14 protein-coding genes and 1 riboswitch are annotated in these 17,857 nt (G+C 60.0%); of the genes, 7 read left to right on the top strand and 7 right to left on the bottom strand.

What is annotated here, in order from left to right:
* Positions 1 to 118 precede the first annotated feature (118 nt).
* Positions 119 to 1,606 carry a bifunctional serine/threonine-protein kinase/universal stress protein gene (locus QEP12_RS06525; RefSeq protein ID WP_284213735.1) on the bottom strand — a complete coding sequence of 496 codons (1,488 nt, stop codon included), beginning with the start codon at positions 1,604 to 1,606 and terminating at the stop codon, positions 119 to 121.
* Positions 1,603 to 2,358 carry a metallophosphoesterase family protein gene (locus tag QEP12_RS06520; RefSeq protein ID WP_174862374.1) on the bottom strand — a complete coding sequence of 252 codons (756 nt, stop codon included), beginning with the start codon at positions 2,356 to 2,358 and terminating at the stop codon, positions 1,603 to 1,605. Before QEP12_RS06520 ends, QEP12_RS06525 begins: the two co-directional genes overlap by 4 nt.
* 210 nt (positions 2,359 to 2,568) lie before the next feature.
* Between QEP12_RS06520 and QEP12_RS06515 the strand changes: the two genes are divergently transcribed.
* A complete protein-coding gene (locus QEP12_RS06515; protein WP_219162977.1) occupies positions 2,569 to 3,255 on the top strand; it encodes a 2'-5' RNA ligase family protein in 687 nt (228 codons plus the stop codon).
* Here the strand turns inward: QEP12_RS06515 and QEP12_RS06510 are convergent.
* Both QEP12_RS06510 and QEP12_RS06505 read right to left on the bottom strand, forming a co-directional pair.
* Positions 3,242 to 3,661 (bottom strand): organic hydroperoxide resistance protein, encoded by a 420-nt coding sequence (locus tag QEP12_RS06510; protein ID WP_219162976.1) that lies wholly within the window; start codon positions 3,659 to 3,661, stop codon positions 3,242 to 3,244. The two genes, QEP12_RS06515 and QEP12_RS06510, sit on opposite strands and share 14 nt — an antisense overlap.
* Before the next feature lie 167 nt (positions 3,662 to 3,828).
* Positions 3,829 to 4,677, bottom strand: a complete 849-nt coding sequence (locus QEP12_RS06505; protein WP_219162975.1) for a 3-hydroxybutyryl-CoA dehydrogenase — start codon at positions 4,675 to 4,677, stop codon at positions 3,829 to 3,831.
* A gap of 104 nt (positions 4,678 to 4,781) precedes the next feature.
* On the opposite strand from QEP12_RS06505, the gene QEP12_RS06500 reads away from it, so the two are divergent.
* From QEP12_RS06500 to QEP12_RS06480, 5 genes are all read left to right on the top strand, one after another.
* Positions 4,782 to 6,416, top strand: a complete 1,635-nt coding sequence (locus tag QEP12_RS06500; RefSeq protein WP_284213734.1) for a GMC family oxidoreductase — start codon at positions 4,782 to 4,784, stop codon at positions 6,414 to 6,416.
* A 283-nt stretch (positions 6,417 to 6,699) separates the two neighbouring features.
* Entirely contained in the window at positions 6,700 to 8,475 is a 1,776-nt protein-coding gene (locus QEP12_RS06495) for a PHA/PHB synthase family protein (protein WP_257469115.1), read from the top strand.
* A gap of 87 nt (positions 8,476 to 8,562) precedes the next feature.
* On the top strand, positions 8,563 to 9,339 hold the full coding sequence (gene fabI, locus QEP12_RS06490; RefSeq protein WP_174862378.1) for an enoyl-ACP reductase FabI: 777 nt from the start codon (positions 8,563 to 8,565) through the stop codon (positions 9,337 to 9,339).
* A gap of 74 nt (positions 9,340 to 9,413) precedes the next feature.
* The gene (locus QEP12_RS06485; protein ID WP_174862379.1) at positions 9,414 to 10,847 is read left to right on the top strand and encodes a bifunctional enoyl-CoA hydratase/phosphate acetyltransferase; all 1,434 of its coding nucleotides are present in this window, start codon (positions 9,414 to 9,416) and stop codon (positions 10,845 to 10,847) included.
* Positions 10,848 to 10,865: 18 nt separating this feature from the next.
* Positions 10,866 to 12,104 carry an acetate/propionate family kinase gene (locus QEP12_RS06480; RefSeq protein WP_284213733.1) on the top strand — a complete coding sequence of 413 codons (1,239 nt, stop codon included), beginning with the start codon at positions 10,866 to 10,868 and terminating at the stop codon, positions 12,102 to 12,104.
* On the opposite strand, the gene QEP12_RS06475 is transcribed toward QEP12_RS06480, so the two are convergent.
* Genes QEP12_RS06475 through QEP12_RS06465 form a run of 3 tightly spaced genes read right to left on the bottom strand, consistent with a single transcriptional unit; the run spans position 12,101 to position 16,880 of the window.
* Positions 12,101 to 13,297, bottom strand: a complete 1,197-nt coding sequence (locus tag QEP12_RS06475) for a GGDEF domain-containing protein (RefSeq protein WP_284213732.1) — start codon at positions 13,295 to 13,297, stop codon at positions 12,101 to 12,103. The two genes, QEP12_RS06480 and QEP12_RS06475, sit on opposite strands and share 4 nt — an antisense overlap.
* A 9-nt stretch (positions 13,298 to 13,306) precedes the next feature.
* On the bottom strand, positions 13,307 to 14,800 hold the full coding sequence (locus QEP12_RS06470; protein WP_174862381.1) for an AMP nucleosidase: 1,494 nt from the start codon (positions 14,798 to 14,800) through the stop codon (positions 13,307 to 13,309).
* A 4-nt stretch (positions 14,801 to 14,804) separates the two neighbouring features.
* A complete protein-coding gene (locus QEP12_RS06465) occupies positions 14,805 to 16,880 on the bottom strand; it encodes a putative bifunctional diguanylate cyclase/phosphodiesterase (protein ID WP_284213731.1) in 2,076 nt (691 codons plus the stop codon).
* A 318-nt stretch (positions 16,881 to 17,198) separates the two neighbouring features.
* Here QEP12_RS06465 and dtd point away from each other — a divergent pair, with 318 nt between their 5' ends.
* Complete coding sequence (dtd, locus tag QEP12_RS06460; protein WP_219162968.1) at positions 17,199 to 17,669, top strand: D-aminoacyl-tRNA deacylase; 471 nt, start codon at positions 17,199 to 17,201, stop codon at positions 17,667 to 17,669.
* Positions 17,670 to 17,714: 45 nt separating this feature from the next.
* A riboswitch (S-adenosyl-L-homocysteine riboswitch) is annotated at positions 17,715 to 17,827 on the top strand.
* Positions 17,828 to 17,857: the final 30 nt, after the last annotated feature.

The raw sequence follows: 17,857 nt of genomic DNA, 5'->3' as shown, positions 1-17,857 counted from the left end.
ACATTGTGGTGTGCGTCAATGCAAATGAATGCAAAACCGCAGGATATGTCTGTAGCTGAGGCGTTCATCTGGGCGTTTGGCGTTGCTTCTTGATGGGCGGCGGTAATCCAGCTAATATTTAATTAGAAAGTGAGCGCATGCTTTCTGTTTGGCTTGGAGTGTCCGAAGTTTGCAACTGACTGAGTGCTTCGAAAGGTAATTGCTGCTTGACCAGGATGACCGTGCAGGGGGCATCGCGTGCCACCCGCATGGGTACGGTGGCGATCAGACGTTGCATTTGTAGGCCATGGGTGGCGGCACCAAGGATGAGCAAGCCCACGTTATTGCCTTGCGCGTAGCGCACGATGGCTTGAGCGACGTCGGAGGCTTCAAGGACGTGGTAACTCACACCGTGCCCCCCTGTCTCCAGCCCTTGGGCCCAGTGCTTGAGCCTTGCCAGGTGGGTGCGGTGCAGCTGTGTTTCGCTACGGCTGCTGTCGGTGCTGCTACTGTCGGAGGGCGAGATCACGGTCACGACCGCAAGGCGCGCTCCTGGCCGGGTGGACAGCGAGCGCGCTACCGCTTGCCGCAGGCTGTACAGCGTGGCATCGCTCACGTCTTTGTGTGGCACGGCCACCATCAGGATCGGCACTTCAGTGATTTGCTGCACAGGCAGGGGGCTGGGCTGGTATTCCATGCCGGCGGCGGTGATCCAGCGGCGTAGCTTGCCCAGCAAAGGTATGCCGTGCAGGCGCATGCCGCGGCGTGTGATGGGCACTTGTTCTGGGTTGACTAGGTCAAAGGCCAGCTCGGCGGCGCTGGCATAGCGTTGGGCGGCGGCTGGCTCCAGGCAGCGCAGGATGATTTCTTGCAGCCAATCGGGTACGTCAGCGCGCAGCGCACGCGGCGGTGTGGGCGCCATCCACATGCGTTGGCGCATGCCGCCTTCGGTGGCGGGTGCGCCGAAAGGTAATTCTCCCGTGGTCAGTTCATAGAGCATGACGCCGATGGCAAAAATATCGCTGCGCACATCGCCGCGCACACCCACAATTTGCTCGGGTGCAATCCATGCTGGTGAGCCCACGGCTTTGCGCAATTCCTCGGCCAGCAAATCGGGGTAGTGCGCGTGGCAAGACAGGCCAAAGTCCAGCAGCACCGCGTTGCCGCTGTCTTGGATGATGACGTTGCCGGGCTTGAGGTCCAGGTGGCAGCAGTTTTGCTGGTGCAGGCTGTGGGCGGCCTGTGCCATGGCCGCTCCCAGCTGGGCAATGGTGTCGATGGCCAAGGGGGCAGGGTGATCCAGCCAGTGCTGCAAGGTGTGGCCCGTCATGTGTTCCATAACCAGGTAGGGCAGCCGCACCAGATCTCCCGCTGCCACAAAGCGTGGCACATGGGGCCCGTGTAGCGCGGGCAGGATTTGCAGCTCCATCTCAAAACTGACGATGTTTTCTGCGCCGTCGCCCGCGGTCATGCGCGGGATTTTCATCACCATCGGAAAGCTGGGGGCTGCCGCTGGCCGCGTGGTTGGTGCGTAACGCACGCTGTAGATGTGGGCCATGCCGCCTGCGTGGATGCAGTCCTCCACCACAAAACCATCAATTTCGGTGCCGGGCGTGAGCTTTTTCATCGGCCTTGCTCCAAGCGCTCGGCAAAGCTGCTGGGCATGCCGCTGCGCTGCAGTGCCTGTACGGCGGCAGGGTGGTCGTAGGCGACGCGGTGGAACGTCATGGTGGCGTTGTGGGCGTCGTACAGCGCATACATGGCACGCACATCACCATCGCGGGGCTGGCCGCAGGAGCCCACAATCGCCAGCCACTGGCGGTGTGCGGGCACCGGGATGGGCACGCCGGGTTGTGGCACAAAGCGCATCAGCTTGGCGGTGGGGGTGAGGTAGTACAGCGACTGGTGGTGTACGTGGCCGCTGAACACATAGCGGATGGCGGGGTCGATGTCGCTGGCAGCGGTCATGCTGCGCTCTGCCATCACGCTGTTTTCAATGTAGGTCCAGCGTTCGGGCTGGTGGGCGCTGGCGTGTACCAGCAGCACACTGCCGTGCTGGCTGAGCAAGGGCAACTGCTCCAGAAACTGCAGGTGCACGGGGGCGAGTTGCGCGTGGGTCCACTGCGCGCCTTGCTCGCCCATGTGCAGGATGTCGCTGGGCGGGTGCAGGGCCAGGTCATCGTGGTTGCCGCGCACGATCCATGCGCCTTCTTGCACGGCATGCATGATGGTGTCGAGCACCGCTGCGGGGCTGCCGCCGTAGCCGAGCATGTCGCCCAAAAAAGCCATTTGCGTGGCGCCTTGTGCGCGCGCATGGGCCATGCAGGCCTGCAGCGCTTGCAAGTTGGCGTGAATGTCAGAAAACAAAGCCAGTTTCATGCTGCCCATGGTTGCGCGAAAAGCTGGCGGCAGGCTTGCATGACACATTGGGGCTTACCCGCGAGGGGTGGATAAAAAATGAGCGCTTGGCACTTGAAGCCAAAGCGTTTCAATAAGTTTTTGCTCTGAAAGCATTGTTGAAAGAGCGCTAGCAGCTATTGTTTTTTATTTGCCCGATGTGGCTTGTCTTGCTGGCACACTGCAGCGCTTATGTCGTTACCCACCCCCAGTTACACCGAAGTCTGTGAAGACCGCGATTTTGTCGAGTGGCACCGTGGCTGCCCTTGGTGTGCGGTTTGGCTGATCCGGCTGGAGCATGCGCAGGTGATTGCACAGGTGGAACAAGTCCGTACCAGCGTTCAGCAATGGCTGCTGCCGCGCTATGCCCGCCAGCCCCATGTCACGCTGGGGTACCGGGGCTTGATGGCTGCGGCAGAAGGCACCCACGCTGCCGCAGAGTTTGGTGTGGCGCAATTGCGCGCTGATATTCAGGCGCTACAAGCGGCGCAGTTACAACCATTTGCACTGCAGGTACAGAGGGTAGGGAGCTTTGCCACCGTACCGTATCTGGCGGTTGCGCCGACTACGGCGTTGCTTGCCGCGCATGCGGCACTGCTGGCGCATGGGCCGTACCCTGGCTGGCGTTATGTGCCCCACGTCACCCTGGGGCACTATGGCAGCCGCTTACCTCTGCAGACGGTGTTGCAGCAGTTGCGGTGCAGTGTGCCTGCGGCCTGGAATTGGCAGGCACCGGTCACGCAGCTGTGGCTGGCACGCTACCGCACCCACGATATTGCGGGCGCATTGAGCTTTGAAGGGTATTTTGATTTACGCACCCAGGCTTACCATGCGCTGGCCGGTGCATGCATCGGCCCTGCGGCCCTCAATCAATCGTGAGGGTGACGGGAATGTTGCCGCGGGTGGCGTTGGAATAGGGGCAGACTTGGTGCGCAGCATCCACCAGCGACTGGGCCTGGGCTTTGTCCATGCCCGGAAGATGAATGCGCATACGCACGGCAATCCCAAAGGCTGGGCCGACAGGCCCTAAATCTACCTCTGCATCCACCGACACATCGGGCGGCAAGCTGATCTTCTGGCGTGCAGCCACTGCTTTGAGTGCGCCAATAAAGCAGGCAGAGTAGCCTGCCGCAAACAGTTGCTCGGGGTTGGTGCCAGTGCCGCTGCCGCCTGGCGGCGTGAGCTGAATGTCCAGTTTGCCATCGTGCGTGCGCGAAGCACCTTCGCGGCCGCCGGTGGTGTGTGCGTGGGCGGTGTAAAGCACTTTGTCCAGTTGCTGGGCCATGACGAATCTCCATCGTTCAACATTGAGGAAGTGAGCGTGCAAGCGCCCTTGCAGGCGTGCCGCAGTCAATGTACCTGCGCGGCGCCGGCAAGGGCGTAGGTCATCGCGCAAAACGCAAACGCCCAGCGGCGTGGTGCGGCTGGGCGTTTTTTGGATGGGGCGCGGGTTTAGTAGGTGTACACGCCTTGACCGGTTTTGCGGCCCAAGCGGCCAGCGGCCACCATTTCACGCAGCAAATAGCAGGGGCGGTATTTGCTGTCGCCGAATTCTTCCAGGTACACCTCCATCACGGCCAGGCACACGTCCAGACCAATCATGTCAGCCAGCGCCAGGGGGCCAATCGGCTGGTTGCAGCCCAGCTTCATGCCCGCATCAATGTCTTCCGCCGTGGCCGTACCTTCGCTGAGGACGTAGAAGGCTTCGTTGATCATGGGCACCAGAATGCGGTTCACCACAAAGCCGGGTGCATTTTTGACGGTGATGGGGCTCTTGCCCAGCTTTTCCGACAGGGCCTTGACGGTGTCGTGGGTGGCATCGCTGGTCTGCAGGCCACGAATAATCTCCACCAGCGCCATCATGGGCACGGGGTTGAAGAAGTGCATGCCGATGAACTTGTCGGCGCGCTGAGTGACGGCGCCCAGCTTGGTGATGGAGATGGACGAGGTGTTGGTGGCAACCAGTGTCTCAGGAGGCAGCGTGTCATCCAGCTGCTTGAGGATTTTGACCTTGAGGTCGTAGTTCTCGGTGGCGGCCTCAATCACCAACTGGGCGGGCTTGAGGTCGTCATAGCTGGTGGAAGTCTTGATCAGCGACAGGGCTTTTTCTTTGTCGGCGACGGTGATTTTTTCTTTTTTGATCAGGCGGTCAAGGCTGCCAGAGATAGTGGCCAAGCCCTTTTGCACGGCGGCTTCGGAAATGTCCACCATCACCACCGCAACGCCTGAAACGGCACATGCTTGTGCAATGCCGTTGCCCATGGTGCCTGCGCCAACGATGCCTACGGTTTGAATGCTCACGGTTGTATCTCCCTAGTTAATGATTGGTATGCGGGGAAGATGGTATCCAAATTCTGAAGTAGAGCGCGTAACGTAGGTGCCTTCAAGCTGCGGGAGCGGTCTGCATGAATGAAGTATTTGACTATGTCGTAATTGGTGCGGGCTCTGCGGGCTGCGTGCTGGCCGGTCGGCTGAGTGAAGATGGTCAGCACCAGGTGTGTGTCCTGGAGGCCGGAGGCACGGATGCCACGCCATTGGTGCAATGCCCGGCAGGTCTAGCGGCCATGTCCAAAGCAACGCACCTCAATTGGGCGATGCAAACGGTACCTCAGGCTGGTCTGAACGGGCGGTGTGGTTATCAGCCGCGCGGAAAGGTGCTGGGGGGCAGCAGTTCGGTCAACGCGATGATTTATCTGCGGGGGCAGCCGCAAGACTATGACGGCTGGGCGGCACAAGGTAATCCCGGGTGGGCTTGGGCAGATGTCAAGCCGTGGTTTTTGAAGGCGGAGCACAACGAACGCGGGGCCGACGCCTGGCATGGCCAAGGCGGGCCGTTGAATGTGGCGGACTTGCAGCAGCCCAACAGCTTGAGTCAGGACTTTGTCGAAGCGGGCGTGCAAGCGGGGTTTGCGCGCAATACAGACTTCAATGGCGGCAGCCAAGAAGGTGTAGGGCTTTACCAAGTGACCCAGAAAAATGGGGAGCGGTGGAGTGCCGCCAAGGCTTACCTCACACCGCATTGGGGGCGCCGTAATTTGCAGGTACGTACCGGGGCGCAGGTGCTGCGGATTGTGCTCACAACTACCAAGGCAGGACTGCGTGCAACGGGGGTGGAATATGTGCGTGGCGGTGTGCGCCACACAGTGCATGCGCGCCGCGAGGTGTTGTTGAGTGCCGGTGCGTTGTTGTCGCCGCAGATACTCATGCTGTCGGGCATCGGGCCTGCCGCGCATTTGAGAGAGGTGGGTGTGCAGCCTGTGCATGATTTGCCAGGCGTGGGCCACAACCTGCACGACCATCTGGATGCGCTGCTGGTGGCAGATGCTCCCCAGCTGACGCAGTCCTTTGGTTGGTCCGCGACAGGGCTGATGCACATGGTGCAAGGCGCATGGGAGTGGCACAGCAAGCGAACCGGCAGGCTAACCACCAATTTTGCGGAAGCAGGGGCTTTTCTGAAAAGCAGCCCCGAAGTATCGCGGCCTGATTTGCAACTGCATTTTGTGGTGGCCAAACTCATCGACCATGGGCGCCAGACCGTTTGGGGGCATGGTTTTTCCTGCCATGTGTGTGTGCTGCGCCCACAAAGCCGTGGCACGGTCAGGCTGCGCAGTGCAGACCCGTTGACGTTGCCCTTGATCGACCCCAACTTCTTGGCAGTGGAAGACGACTTGCAGCGTACCGTCCGGGGGGTGCAAATGGCGCGCCGCATCTTGGCGCAAGCCGCTTTGGCGCGGCATGGCGCGCAAGAGTTGCCTCATTCCGCCTGCGCGCAAACGCCTGGGGAAATTGCACAGTGGGTGCGGCAAACTGCAGACACGATTTACCACCCCGTGGGCACCTGCCGTATGGGGCATGGGGCGATGGATGTGGTGGATAGCCAATTGCGTGTGCACAGAGTGCTCGGGCTGCGGGTGGTGGATGCTTCTATTTTTCCGAGCATTCCAAGTGGTAACACGAATGCGCCCACCATCATGGTGGCCGAAAAAGCGGCATGCATGGTGCTGTCACACGCAGAGAAAACGTCTGTGGCAGCGGACTGAATGTGCGCTGGAGTCCTACAGTGCAGGAGGAGTGCGCTGTGCGTCGTCTGTTTACAAAAAGTAAATATTGCACGAGCTGTAACGGGGGCGCTTTGCCCTAGCTGGAACGTCTGTCCGGACAATCCGGCGACCAAAGCGTCTATTGCATACTTTGAAGACAGTAGTGCGATGAAAGCTTGATCAGTGTCAAGGCCGGAGCCTTTGGATTTGGTGGAAGTCCTTCTTTTCTTGAGAATCAGATGTTTCGGGCTTGATACAAGCTGTAACGCTGCATGGAGATGAAGTGACTGCTGAAAATAACCAGAAAGATTTGCAAGCTGAAGCTGCTCAAACTTTGGATGATCGCGTACGCGCTGCGTTGAGTGCTTCGACCATGGGCCTGTCGCCCGTGGCCTTGGGGTTGGCAACAGCCGACTGGTGCATGAATTTGGCATCTTCCCCCGGCAAGCAAATGACACTGGCGCAACGTGCGCTGCATCTGGCGCAGGAGGCTGCGCAAGCCAGTGTGCAACCTGCGGGTGAGCGTGATGCGCGCTTCAAAGACGCCGCATGGCAGCAGTGGCCTTACAGCGCCATGAAGGAGGGCTTCAAGGCCAGTGACCGCTGGTGGCGGGAGGCAGCGCAGGTGGAAGGTATGACCCGCCATCACCGTCAGCTGATGGATTTCTTTGCCCGGCAGTGGATGGATGCCTTGGCACCTTCCAACTGGGCGATTACCAATCCCGAGGTGCTGGCCAAGGCCAAGGAAACGCAGGGCGCAAGCTTGCGCAAGGGCTTTGAGCTGTTTGTGCAAGATCAGCAAGCGGCACACCAAGCCAAAGCCGATACACCAGCGCAAGCGCTGGAGCCACTGGAGTTCGCCGTCGGCAAAGACGTGGCCTGCACGCCCGGCAAAGTGGTGTTTCGCAACCATTTGATTGAGCTGATTCAATACAGCCCCAGCACTGACAAAGTGCTGCCAGAGCCTGTGCTGATCGTGCCGTCTTGCATCATGAAATACTACATTTTGGATTTGTCGCCGCACAACTCCATGGTGAAGTACTTGGTCGGGCAAGGACACACCGTGCTGATTGTGTCTTGGCGCAATCCCGACGCATCAGACCGAGAACTGAAGATGCAGGACTATCTGAGTACAGGTGTCTTGCAGGCGATGGCTGCTGTCAAAACGGTAACCGGTGCTCGCAGCATCCACACCATGGGGTACTGCTTGGGAGGTACTTTCTTGGCGATTGCAGCGGCCGCCTTGGGGCGCCTGAAGCGCAAGAAAACACGCACAGAAAAAGAGCAGGCCTTGATTCCCTCCGATATGCCCGAACTCAGTTCGGTCATCTTGCTGGCGGCGCAAACCGACTTTTCCGAACCCGGGGAGTTGGGTGTATTTATCGACGAGGCGCAACTGGCCAATTTGCGCCAGAGCATGAATGAAAAGGGGTATCTGTCAGGTAAACAGATGGGCGGATCTTTCCAGTTCTTGGCCTCCAAGGATTTGGTGTGGTCGCGCAACACACGGCGCTATCTGATGGGTGAGGATGACGCCAGTTTTGATTTGATGAGCTGGAATGCGGACCAGACCCGGTTGCCCGCACGCATGCACAACGAATATCTGACCTCGATGTTTTTGAACAATGCGTTGGCAGCCGGGCAGTACCGCTTTGCGGGTGCTACGGTGGCACTGATGGATATTGATGCGCCCATGATGGTGGTGGGAACCACCCGGGATCACGTCTCGCCGTGGAAGTCGGTCTACAAAATCCACTTGCAGACGGACACGCATGTGACTTTTGTGCTGGCTGCAGGCGGGCACAACGCCGGGATCGTGTCCGAGCCGGGGCGCCCACGTCGCAGCTATCAAATCGCCAGCGTGGAAGACGGTGCAGGCTGGATGGATCCCGATGACTGGGCAGCGCAGACCCCCGTGGTACAGGGCTCCTGGTGGGAGGCGATGGACCAGTGGATCAAGCAGCGCTCAGGCGCAGCGGTCAAAGCCCAACCCATCAAAGCCGAGCACGTGGTGTGCGATGCGCCTGGTGAATACGTCATGGTGCGTTACGCAGATTAAGGGCCTTCAGGCCCACGCAAGAGGTTGCGCAAGGCAGCAATGCAAGGCATTGCCTGCTTTCTACATAACAAAAGAGGGAGTGATGAGATGACGAATGCAGCAGCATTTACTTTGGCAGGCAAAAAAGGGCTGGTTCTGGGGGTGGCGAACGAGCGCTCGATTGCGTGGGGCTGCACAGCATTGGCGCGAGCGCAAGGTGCTGAGGTGGTGGCTTCTTGCCTGAATGAAAAAGCGCGCAAATGGGTGGAGCCCCTGACAGCGCCGATTGGTGTGGACTTGGTGAATTGCAACGTCGAAGAAGACGGGCAGCTGGCAGCATTGGTTCAGCATGCAGTAGACAAGTTCGGCAAGCTGGATTTCGTGATTCACTCGATTGCTTGGGCGCCTTTGGAAGACTTGCAAGGTGATGTGGTGGACAGCTCGCGCGAGGGTTTTGCCCGTGCCGTGAGCGTGTCGTGCCACTCCTTTGCGGAGCTGGCGAAGTTGTGTGCGCCGCACATGAAAGATGGTGGCAGCATGCTTTCCATGAGCTATCTGGGCTCCGGTGAAGCAGTGCCTAACTATGGGCTGATGGGGCCGGTGAAAGCAGCCCTGGAGTCCATGGTGCGCTATATGGCGATGGAGTTGGGACCACAGAACATCCGCGTGCATGCGGTCTCTCCGGGCCCCATCTTGACGCGTGCAGCATCTGGGATTGCAGACTTTGATGGCTTGATGGCTACCGCCCAGGCCAAGGCACCGCTGCAGCGCCTGGTGACGCTGGAAGAAATTGCCCAGCTGAGCGCATTTTTGTGTTCAGACGCGGCATCGGGCATGACCGGGCAGACCATTTATGTGGATGGTGGCGTGCACGCTGTCGATTAACGCCCGACATTGGGAAAACTGCTGCAGTGCCCTGCCACTGCAGATGTAGAAGATGTAAATTAAGGGAGAGCCGTATGAATACCCAAGCACCAGCCATAGACTGGATGGAAAACGTGACGTATGACGAGCTGGCGGTGGGCGACAGCGCGCGTTTGCTGCGCACTGTGACATTGCAAGATATCCAAGCCTTTGCGGCGGTCTCGGGTGATATCAATCCGGCTCACCTGAATGCCGAATATGCCGATGCGACCATGTTCCATGGCGTGATTGCACACGGTATGTTGGGCGCTGCTTTGATCTCTGCATTGTTTGGTACGCAGTTCCCTGGCCCAGGCACCATTTATCTGGGGCAAGAGCTGAAGTTCACCAAACCCGTGCGCATTGGCGATACCTTGACCGTGGTGGCTACGGTGGCGGAGAAGGACGACGAGAAAAAGCGCGTCAAGATGGACTGCCTAGTCACCAACCAAAAGGGGGAGGTGGTGCTCAAGGGCGAGGCCAAGCTGATGCCGCCGACGCAGAAGGTGAAAGTGCCCAAGATTGATGCGCCGCAGATTCAGCTGTTCGATCCCGAGGCACGGTTCAAGGAGTTGCTGTCACGGGTAGAGACGCTGGAAGCGGTGCGCTGCGCTGTTGTACACCCTTGTGATGAAGGCTCGCTCAGTGGTGCGATGGACTCTGCGCGCCATGGCTTGATCGTTCCGGTGCTGATTGGCCCGGAAGGTCGTATCCGCCGTGTAGCGCAAGAGGCTGGAATCAGCCTGGAAGGCGCAGAAATTATCTCCGTGGAGCACAGCCATGCCGCGGCAGAGCTGGCTGCAGCCATGGCCGCCCGCAATGAGGTGGAGATTTTGATGAAGGGCAGCCTGCATACCGATGAGCTGCTCAAAGCGGTGCTGGCACAACCCGGATTGCGCACAGGGCGTCGTCTGTCACACGTCTTCCGGTTTGATGTGCCGCGCTACGCCAAGCCGCTGCTCATTACCGATGCGGCCATCAATATCCGTCCGAGCTTGCAAGAGAAGGTGGATATTGTGCAAAACGCGATCGACTTTGCGCGCGTGCTGGGCACGCCAACACCCAAGGTGGCGATCTTGTCGGCGGTCGAGATGGTGACGCCCAGCATCCCTTCGACACTGGACGCCGCTGCGCTGTGCAAAATGGCCGATCGCGGGCAAATTCAAGGTGGAGAGTTGGACGGCCCTCTGGCTTTTGACAATGCCATTTCCATGGATGCCGTGCGCATCAAGGGCATTGATTCCGGGGTGGCGGGGCAGGCAGACATTTTGGCGGTTCCAGACTTGGAAAGCGGCAACATGTTGGCCAAGCAGCTGGAATATCTGGCTGGCGCTTCAGGCTCCGGCCTGGTGCTGGGTGCCCGTGTGCCGATTGCCTTGACCAGCCGCGCAGATGGCCCGCGTGCACGCGTCGCCTCGTGCGTGCTGGCCGTGCTGTCTGCACACGATCATCGCCAGCAACAAGCGGCCAATGCTTGGAAGCAAGGCTAACGTAGCAAGGAGAGAAAGATGGCCATTTTGGCGGTGAATGCGGGGTCTTCCTCGCTGAAGTTTTCTTTGCATCCTTTGCAAGATGGTCAGGTGCAGCCGTTTGTGCTGTCCGGCAACATTCAGGGGTTAGAGCCACACGGCACTCCCGAGATGAGCTGGACATACTTAGGCAAAAAGCACGCTGAGGCGCTTGTAGTAAGCGCTGATAGCTCTCCTTTTGCAACTGCTTTGCAAGGCGTGCGGGCCTTGGTTCAGCGGCTGGAGGCTGCGCCCGACATTCAGGCGGTAGCGCACCGCGTGGTGCATGGCGGCGGGGTGTTTACGGAGTCGGTGCTGGTGACGCCAGAGATTCTGGACAAGCTCGCCTCCTTCAACTCTTTGGCGCCCTTGCACCAGCCGCACAACTTGGAAGGCATCCGCCAGTTTCAGGCTGCATTCCCAGAGCTGCCGCAGATTGCCTGTTTTGATACGGCATTTCATGCCTCGATGCCCGAGGTGGACTATGCGTTTGCGCTGCCCAGGTCGCTGCAAGATCAGGGTGTGCGTCGCTATGGTTTTCATGGTTTGTCTTACCAATACATCATGTCCGTGTTGCAGGAGCACACCATCCGTGGGCGTGGCCGCGTGGTGATGGCGCACCTGGGCAACGGTGCCAGCCTGTGTGCTGCATTGGCCGGCAGCAGTGTGGCAACCACCATGGGCTTTTCAGCCCTGGACGGTTTGATGATGGGCACGCGCAGCGGCGCGCTGGATGCCGGGGTCTTGCTGTATTTGCTGGAGCAGGGCTGGACCCACGCGCAAATGGAAAAACTGCTCTACAAACAAAGCGGTTTGCTGGGTGTCTCAGGAATTTCTGCGGATATGCGCAAGCTGCGCGCGGACGGCAGCGAGAACGCACAGCGTGCGATTGACCAGTTTACGCACCGTGTCATCCGTGAAACCGGTGCCCTGGTGGCATGCCTGGGCGGTTTGGATGCGCTGGCATTCAGCGGCGGAATTGGTGAGAACGATGCCGTATTGCGTGCACAAGTGTGTGAGCGCCTCGCGTGGCTGGGCATTCGCATGGATGCACAGCGCAACCAGGAAGCTTCTGGCAAGCAGGCCTATGCCATTCATGCGCCGGACAGCTCGGTCGAAATTTGGGTGATTCCAACCGACGAGGGGCGTGTGGCTGCGCGTGAAGCGGCAGCGTTGCTGGCCCGCCAGGGCAAAGCTATGGCACAAGGGCAGGCGCCCGCAACGTCAGCGCTGGCTTAAGATAGTTCGACGGCACGTGCTGGGGCCAACAGTGGGGGCGTGGTAGATGGTGCAAAGGCCAGTCTGCCGCGCCCTTGATTTTTGGCGGTGTACAGCGCGTTATCTGCTTGCTGGAGCAAAGAGGCGAAGGGCGGCGAGTTTTCAGCGCTTTGCAGCGCGCAACCCGCACTCAGATGCAGGGCAAAGCCCAGCCTGTGCAGTGATTGATCGTGCAGCGCAGTGCTCAGGCGCTGGTAAAAATGCTCCACTTCCGCCTGGTTGGCATACATCAACAGACAAAACTCTTCACCCCCCCAGCGAGCGGCAAGCTCTTCGGCACGGATGTTGGCCTGCAGCACTTGCCCCAGAAGTTCCAGGGCTTCATCGCCCCTGGCGTGACCATGCTGGTCATTGACGGCCTTGAAGTGATCCAAATCCAGTAGCACCACAGCCCAAGGCAGGTTTTGGCGTTGTGCCAGTGCTTGCCGCTGGGGCGCAGCTTGCAGCAGGGCCCGTCGATTCGCCAGGCCTGTGAGCTGGTCCGTCATGGCCATGTCACGCAGCTTTTGGTTGGTTTCATCACGCCAGGCCACCAGCATGCTCACCAAAGACAAACTGCCACATACCTGGGCAATGATGGCAAACAGGTGGTTGGGCAAGCTGTCCTGGGTGAAACCTTCTTGGAAGAGTGCTTGTGAGGCCAGGTAAGACCGGGTCAACAGGCTCAGCCCCATCACCGCGGCGCAAGCTGCCATCAGATACCGCCACGACGAGGCGGCGGCGCGCTGGGGGCGCAGGCACATCCAGCCCAAGCTGGCAATGACGATGGCATGGCAGGCGCTGTACCACGCCATGCGCTGGGGAATGCTGTCTATCAAAAATGCAAAACCCACGGGGCCCAGGACACACAAAACCACTACCAAGCTGCGCAAGGGGCGCGGGCCCAGCCAGTGTTGCAGCGCTTGCGCCATTTGCCACTGCGCAGCGGAAGCCGCACAGGTAGCCGCCAAGCTCAGCATTGGCGCCCAACCACTGCCCCGCAGCCGGGCTGCAGCCAAAATCAGCCCCCAGCCGACGGCTTGCAGCACAAAATATTTCTGCGCATGCTGCGCTGCGGTGCTCACCGGGCTGCCCATCACCAAGGGCAATGCCATGCCGATCACCACCAAATTGATGGCAATTAAGACGGCCATGGATGCAAAGTCAAGCTGCATAGCGGAACTTTATTGGAAAGCAACTTCCGCAAAGCTGCGCAGCTTGCGGCTGTGCAGGCGCTGTGCACCGCCTTCACGCAGCAGTTCCACGGCACGCATGCCAATGCGCAAATGCTGGTCGACACGCTCGCGGTAAAAGTGATTGGCCATGCCGGGGAGTTTGATCTCTCCATGCAAAGGCTTGTCACTCACGCACAGCAGTGTGCCGTACGGCACACGAAAGCGAAAGCCATTGGCGGCGATGGTGGCGCTTTCCATGTCCAGTGCCACGGCGCGGCTTTGGCTAAAGCGGCGCTGGGGCAGGTTATCGGGCAAGAGCTCCCAATTGCGGTTGTCGGTGCTGGCCACGGTGCCGGTGCGCATGATGCGCTTGAGATCATCGTCCGACACCTGGGCCACATCAGCCACCGCCTGCTGCAGTGCTTGCTGGATCTCGGCCAGCGCCGGAATTGGCACCCACAGAGGCAGTTCCTCGTCCAGCACATGGTCTTCGCGCACATAGGCGTGTGCCAGCACATAGTCCCCCAGGCGCTGGCTGTTGCGCAGCCCTGCGCAGTGGCCCAGCATCATCCAGGCATGCGGGCGCAGCACGGCAATGTGGTCGGTGATGGTTTTGGCATTGGCCGGGCCGACGCCAATATTCACCATGGTGATGCCGCTGCGGTCGGCGCGCACCAGGTGGTAGGCTGGCATTTGCGGCAGACGCGGGGGCGTGGTGCCCAAGCCATCGATGGCCTCTGGTGCCAAGCCCGTGCGGCGGGTCACCACGTTGCCGGGTTCGATAAAAGCGATGTACTCGCTGTCCGCGTTGGCCATTTCGGCGTGGCCCAAGCGAATGAACTCGTCGATATAAAACTGGTAGTTGGTGAACAGCACATAGTTTTGGAACCACTCGGGTGCCGTGCCGGTGTAGTGGCGCAGGCGGTGCAGCGAGTAGTCAATGCGCGGTGCGGTAAACAGCGACAAGGGCAGGGCGCCACCGGGCTGTGGGTGCCAGGTGCCATTGGCAATGCCGTCATCCATGGCGGCCAGGTCTGGCAGGTCAAAGACCTCGCGCATCATTTGTCGGCGTTCCGCGCTCAAGCTGCCTTCGACGTGGTCGTTGTCCGCAAAAGAAAAATGAACAGGAATGGGCTGTGTGCTCAGTCCCACTTCAAATTGCACATCGTGGTTGCGCTCCAGCAAGCTGAGTTGGGTGAGCAGGTAGTCAGAAAAAAGGTCGGGTCGGGTGATGGTGGTTTCGTAAAGGCCCGGATGGTCCAGAAAACCATAGGCCAGACCGGTGTCAGGCCTGCGTACGGTGTGGGCCTGAAGACGCAGCAGTGGGTAACAAGCGCGCACGGGGTGGGCAAAGTCCTTGCCTTCCACGTACGTCTGCATGGCAGAGCGTAGATGCGCTATCTGCTGCTGGTACAGCGTTTTCAGGTGTTGAACCGCATCGCCAGCACGGGTGAATACGGCGGTAGCCACGGGAGGGGAAGCAGCAGAAGGTGTGTAGTGCATGCACTTATTGTGGCGCACCCATTTGACAACGGTGTTGTTGCCAGCGTAGGGCATCTTCGGCAGACATGGGGCGACAGAGGTAGTAGCCCTGAATCAGATCGCAGCCCAGATGCTTTAGCAAGCTCCATTGCGCTTTGGATTCCACCCCTTCTGCCACGGTGCGCAAATTCAAGCTGCGTGCCATTTGAATGATGGCGGTGACCAGGCTCACATCGTCTTGGTCTTGCGGCGTGTCTTTGATGAAAGCGCGGTCGATTTTGAGCTTGTCCAGAGGGTAGCGCTTGAGGTAGGCCAGCGAAGAGTAGCCTGTGCCAAAGTCGTCAATCGCCAGGCGAACGCCCAATTGCTGCAGCGCCTCCAAGGTCCCCAGTACATGTTCGGACTGTTTCATGAGCGTGGTTTCGGTCAACTCAATCTCCAGCCACTGCGGGTCAATCCCGGTGTCGGTCAGCACCTGCTGCACCTCGGTCAGCAAATTGCTCTGGTTGAACTCAATGGCGGACATGTTGACGGAAACCACCACGGGCGGCAGGCCCGCATCCCGCCACGCGCGCAGTTGCTGGCAGGCCGCACGCATCACCCAGCGGTCCACCAAAGAGATCAGGCCGCGAGATTCCGCAAAACTGATGAATTCACCCGGTGGCAGCAGGCCGCGCTCGGGGTGCTGCCAGCGCACCAGGGCTTCAAAGCCTTCCATGCGGTTGCTGTTCAGATCCCACTGGGGCTGGTAGTGCAGCACCAGCCCTTGGTTGGTTTCGATGGCTTCACGCAGGAGGCGGTCTTGCACCAGCAGTCGGCTGGGGCGCATATGCAGGAGTGCGCTGTAGTACTGGTGGCTGCCATGCCCTATGTTTTTGGCCGTTTCCATGGCGGCGCTGGCGTTGAGCATCAGCGCTTCGGCAGTGTCGCCATCTTCCGGGTAGATGCTTACGCCAATCGAGGCGGGCAGGTTCACCAGCCCGTTGTGCAGGGCATAGGGCTTGGTGAGCACAAACCGCATCTCGCGCAAGATGCATTCGGGCTGGCATGCCGTCAAGGGAGAGGCCAAAACCACCACAAACTCATCGGCCCCCAGGCGCGCTACGAGGTCGTCGGGGTGCACTTTGCTGCGCAGGCGGCGCGCAGCCTCCACCAGCAGCTTGTCGCCCGCATCGTGGCCCAGTGAATCGTTGACATCTTTGAAACGATCCAAGTCCACATATAGCACGGCAGCGGGGCGCTGGCATTGCTCTGCGCTTTGCAGCACCTGGCGCAGCTGGCGCATCAGCCCTTGGCGGTTGGGCAGGCGCGTGAGCGGGTCGTGAAAGGCCAGGAAATGCATTTCCGCCTCAGCCCGTTTGCGCTCGGTAATGTCGCGCAGCACCATCAGGCCAATCACATCCCCATCCTCGGGCAGCAGGTGGACGGTGACTTCCACATGCAACTCTTGTCCGCTGTGGTGCAACAGGCGGGTTTCCTGGGCGTTGCTGGTGCCTTGTTCCACCATGGGTTGTGCGCTGGCGCGCAAGACGTGGGGCAGCAGGTGCAGAACCGGGCGATCCACCAACTGGCTCAAAGGGTAGCCGGTGAGTGCAATGGCCGCAGGGTTGGCATCAAAAATGCGGCCATGGCGAAAGAAAATGATGGATTCACTGGTCGCTGCCGCATAGCGGCGCAGGCGGGTGTCGCTGTCTTGCAGCATTTGCATGGCATCGACCAGCGACAGGTTGTGCAGCGGCACCACCACGATGGCGCATACCTTGTGCTGGTGTGTCTGTGCAATCAGCTGGGTTTGGATGCGCTGCTGGTGGGCAAATGTCAGCGGTGTTTGCAGGCTGGTGCCCGATTGCTGGGCACTGGCCAGGCGCTCCAGCTCGCACAGCCAGCTGTTCCAGTCGCAGGGGCTGAGGTAGTTTTGCAGCAGTTTGCCCTGCAACTCCTGCGTGGGCATGCCCAGGAGTTGGGCATAGGCGGCGGTGGCCCACAGGCAACGGCCTTCCGGCCAGCTCAAGCAGGCCATTGGTGCGCCGGTGACCAGGGCCACGGCGTGCAGCACGTCGTGGGGTGGCTCGCTGGGGGCGTAGGTGGGTGCGGTGCTCATGGCTGCGGCGCAGAGAGGGGGTGATGGCATGGCCGAGCCGCGGCGCAAAGGCCTGGGCGCCCGAGCTTGCGCGGTGCGGGACAATCAACGAAAAGAGTGGTCGCGTGCATAGGTTGGCGGTATACCGGAGCCCAGGCACCGCCGTTTTGCGTTACGGCAAGTTACATCATCCTGGTGGCAGCTTACAGACAGCTGGCTGGATCGGTAGTGATGCATAAAAACAGGAGCTGTCAGCGTACGCTGTATAAGCATTTGAAAGCTCAACGGGGGGTAAGTGCCTATCAGTACTGCCCCAGTAACTATGATTTTTAAGGTTTCATGATTACGGTATTGCAGCGTGTGCGCCAAGCGCGGGTAGAGGTGGATGGGCAAGTGAGTGGGCAGATTGCCCAAGGGCTGCTGGTGCTGGTGTGTGCCGAGCAGGGCGACACCGAGCAAGAGGCCGATAAATTGCTGGCCAAAATTTTGAAGCTGCGCATCTTCAGCGACGATGCAGGCAAGATGAACCGCAGCGTGCAGGATGTGGGGGGCGGGCTGTTGATCGTCAGCCAGTTCACGCTGGCAGCAGACACCCGTGGCGGCAATCGCCCCAGCTTTACGCTGGCCGCCAAGCCTGAGGAGGGGTTGCGCCTGTACAACTACATGGTGGCGCAGGCCCAGCAGTGCTACGCAGCGGGCCCGGTGCAAACCGGGGTGTTTGGCGCCGACATGCAGGTGCACCTGGTCAACGATGGCCCGGTGACCATTCCGATGCGCATTGCCCCGGCAACTGCCACGGCGGATGCCTGACTGCGGCAAACCTTGAAGGGCTCGATTACAATCGCAGCCTCTTTTCCTTCCGAGGAGCGTTGCAGCGTCCACCCAGCACCCGCGGTGGCGTGAGGCTCGGAAGGGCAGCAGACGGCACACCCTGCCGCCTCGCTCCTAGGCAACGACGCTCACCCACGCTTTCTGTGCGGTGAGGTCTGTTCAGCCCC

The sequence above is a fragment of the Comamonas jiangduensis genome (assembly GCF_030162955.1).
Taxonomy (GTDB): domain Bacteria; phylum Pseudomonadota; class Gammaproteobacteria; order Burkholderiales; family Burkholderiaceae_C; genus Comamonas; species Comamonas jiangduensis.
The sequence above is the reverse complement of the archived record's forward strand: the minus strand, read 5'-3'. Positions and strand labels throughout refer to the sequence as shown.

What these genes read in the sequence shown, in the direction of transcription:
- QEP12_RS06500 (WP_284213734.1), top strand. Translation starts at nt 4,782, where the DNA reads ATGAATGAAGTATTTGACTATGTCGTAATTGGTGCGGGCTCTGCGGGC.
- QEP12_RS06510 (WP_219162976.1), bottom strand. Translation starts at nt 3,661, where the DNA reads ATGGCCCAGCAACTGGACAAAGTGCTTTACACCGCCCACGCACACACC.
- QEP12_RS06525 (WP_284213735.1), bottom strand. Translation starts at nt 1,606, where the DNA reads ATGAAAAAGCTCACGCCCGGCACCGAAATTGATGGTTTTGTGGTGGAG.
- dtd (WP_219162968.1), top strand. Translation starts at nt 17,199, where the DNA reads ATGATTACGGTATTGCAGCGTGTGCGCCAAGCGCGGGTAGAGGTGGAT.
- QEP12_RS06465 (WP_284213731.1), bottom strand. Translation starts at nt 16,880, where the DNA reads ATGAGCACCGCACCCACCTACGCCCCCAGCGAGCCACCCCACGACGTG.
- QEP12_RS06515 (WP_219162977.1), top strand. Translation starts at nt 2,569, where the DNA reads ATGTCGTTACCCACCCCCAGTTACACCGAAGTCTGTGAAGACCGCGAT.
- fabI (WP_174862378.1), top strand. Translation starts at nt 8,563, where the DNA reads ATGACGAATGCAGCAGCATTTACTTTGGCAGGCAAAAAAGGGCTGGTT.
- QEP12_RS06470 (WP_174862381.1), bottom strand. Translation starts at nt 14,800, where the DNA reads ATGCACTACACACCTTCTGCTGCTTCCCCTCCCGTGGCTACCGCCGTA.
- QEP12_RS06520 (WP_174862374.1), bottom strand. Translation starts at nt 2,358, where the DNA reads ATGAAACTGGCTTTGTTTTCTGACATTCACGCCAACTTGCAAGCGCTG.
- QEP12_RS06475 (WP_284213732.1), bottom strand. Translation starts at nt 13,297, where the DNA reads ATGCAGCTTGACTTTGCATCCATGGCCGTCTTAATTGCCATCAATTTG.
- QEP12_RS06480 (WP_284213733.1), top strand. Translation starts at nt 10,866, where the DNA reads ATGGCCATTTTGGCGGTGAATGCGGGGTCTTCCTCGCTGAAGTTTTCT.
- QEP12_RS06485 (WP_174862379.1), top strand. Translation starts at nt 9,414, where the DNA reads ATGAATACCCAAGCACCAGCCATAGACTGGATGGAAAACGTGACGTAT.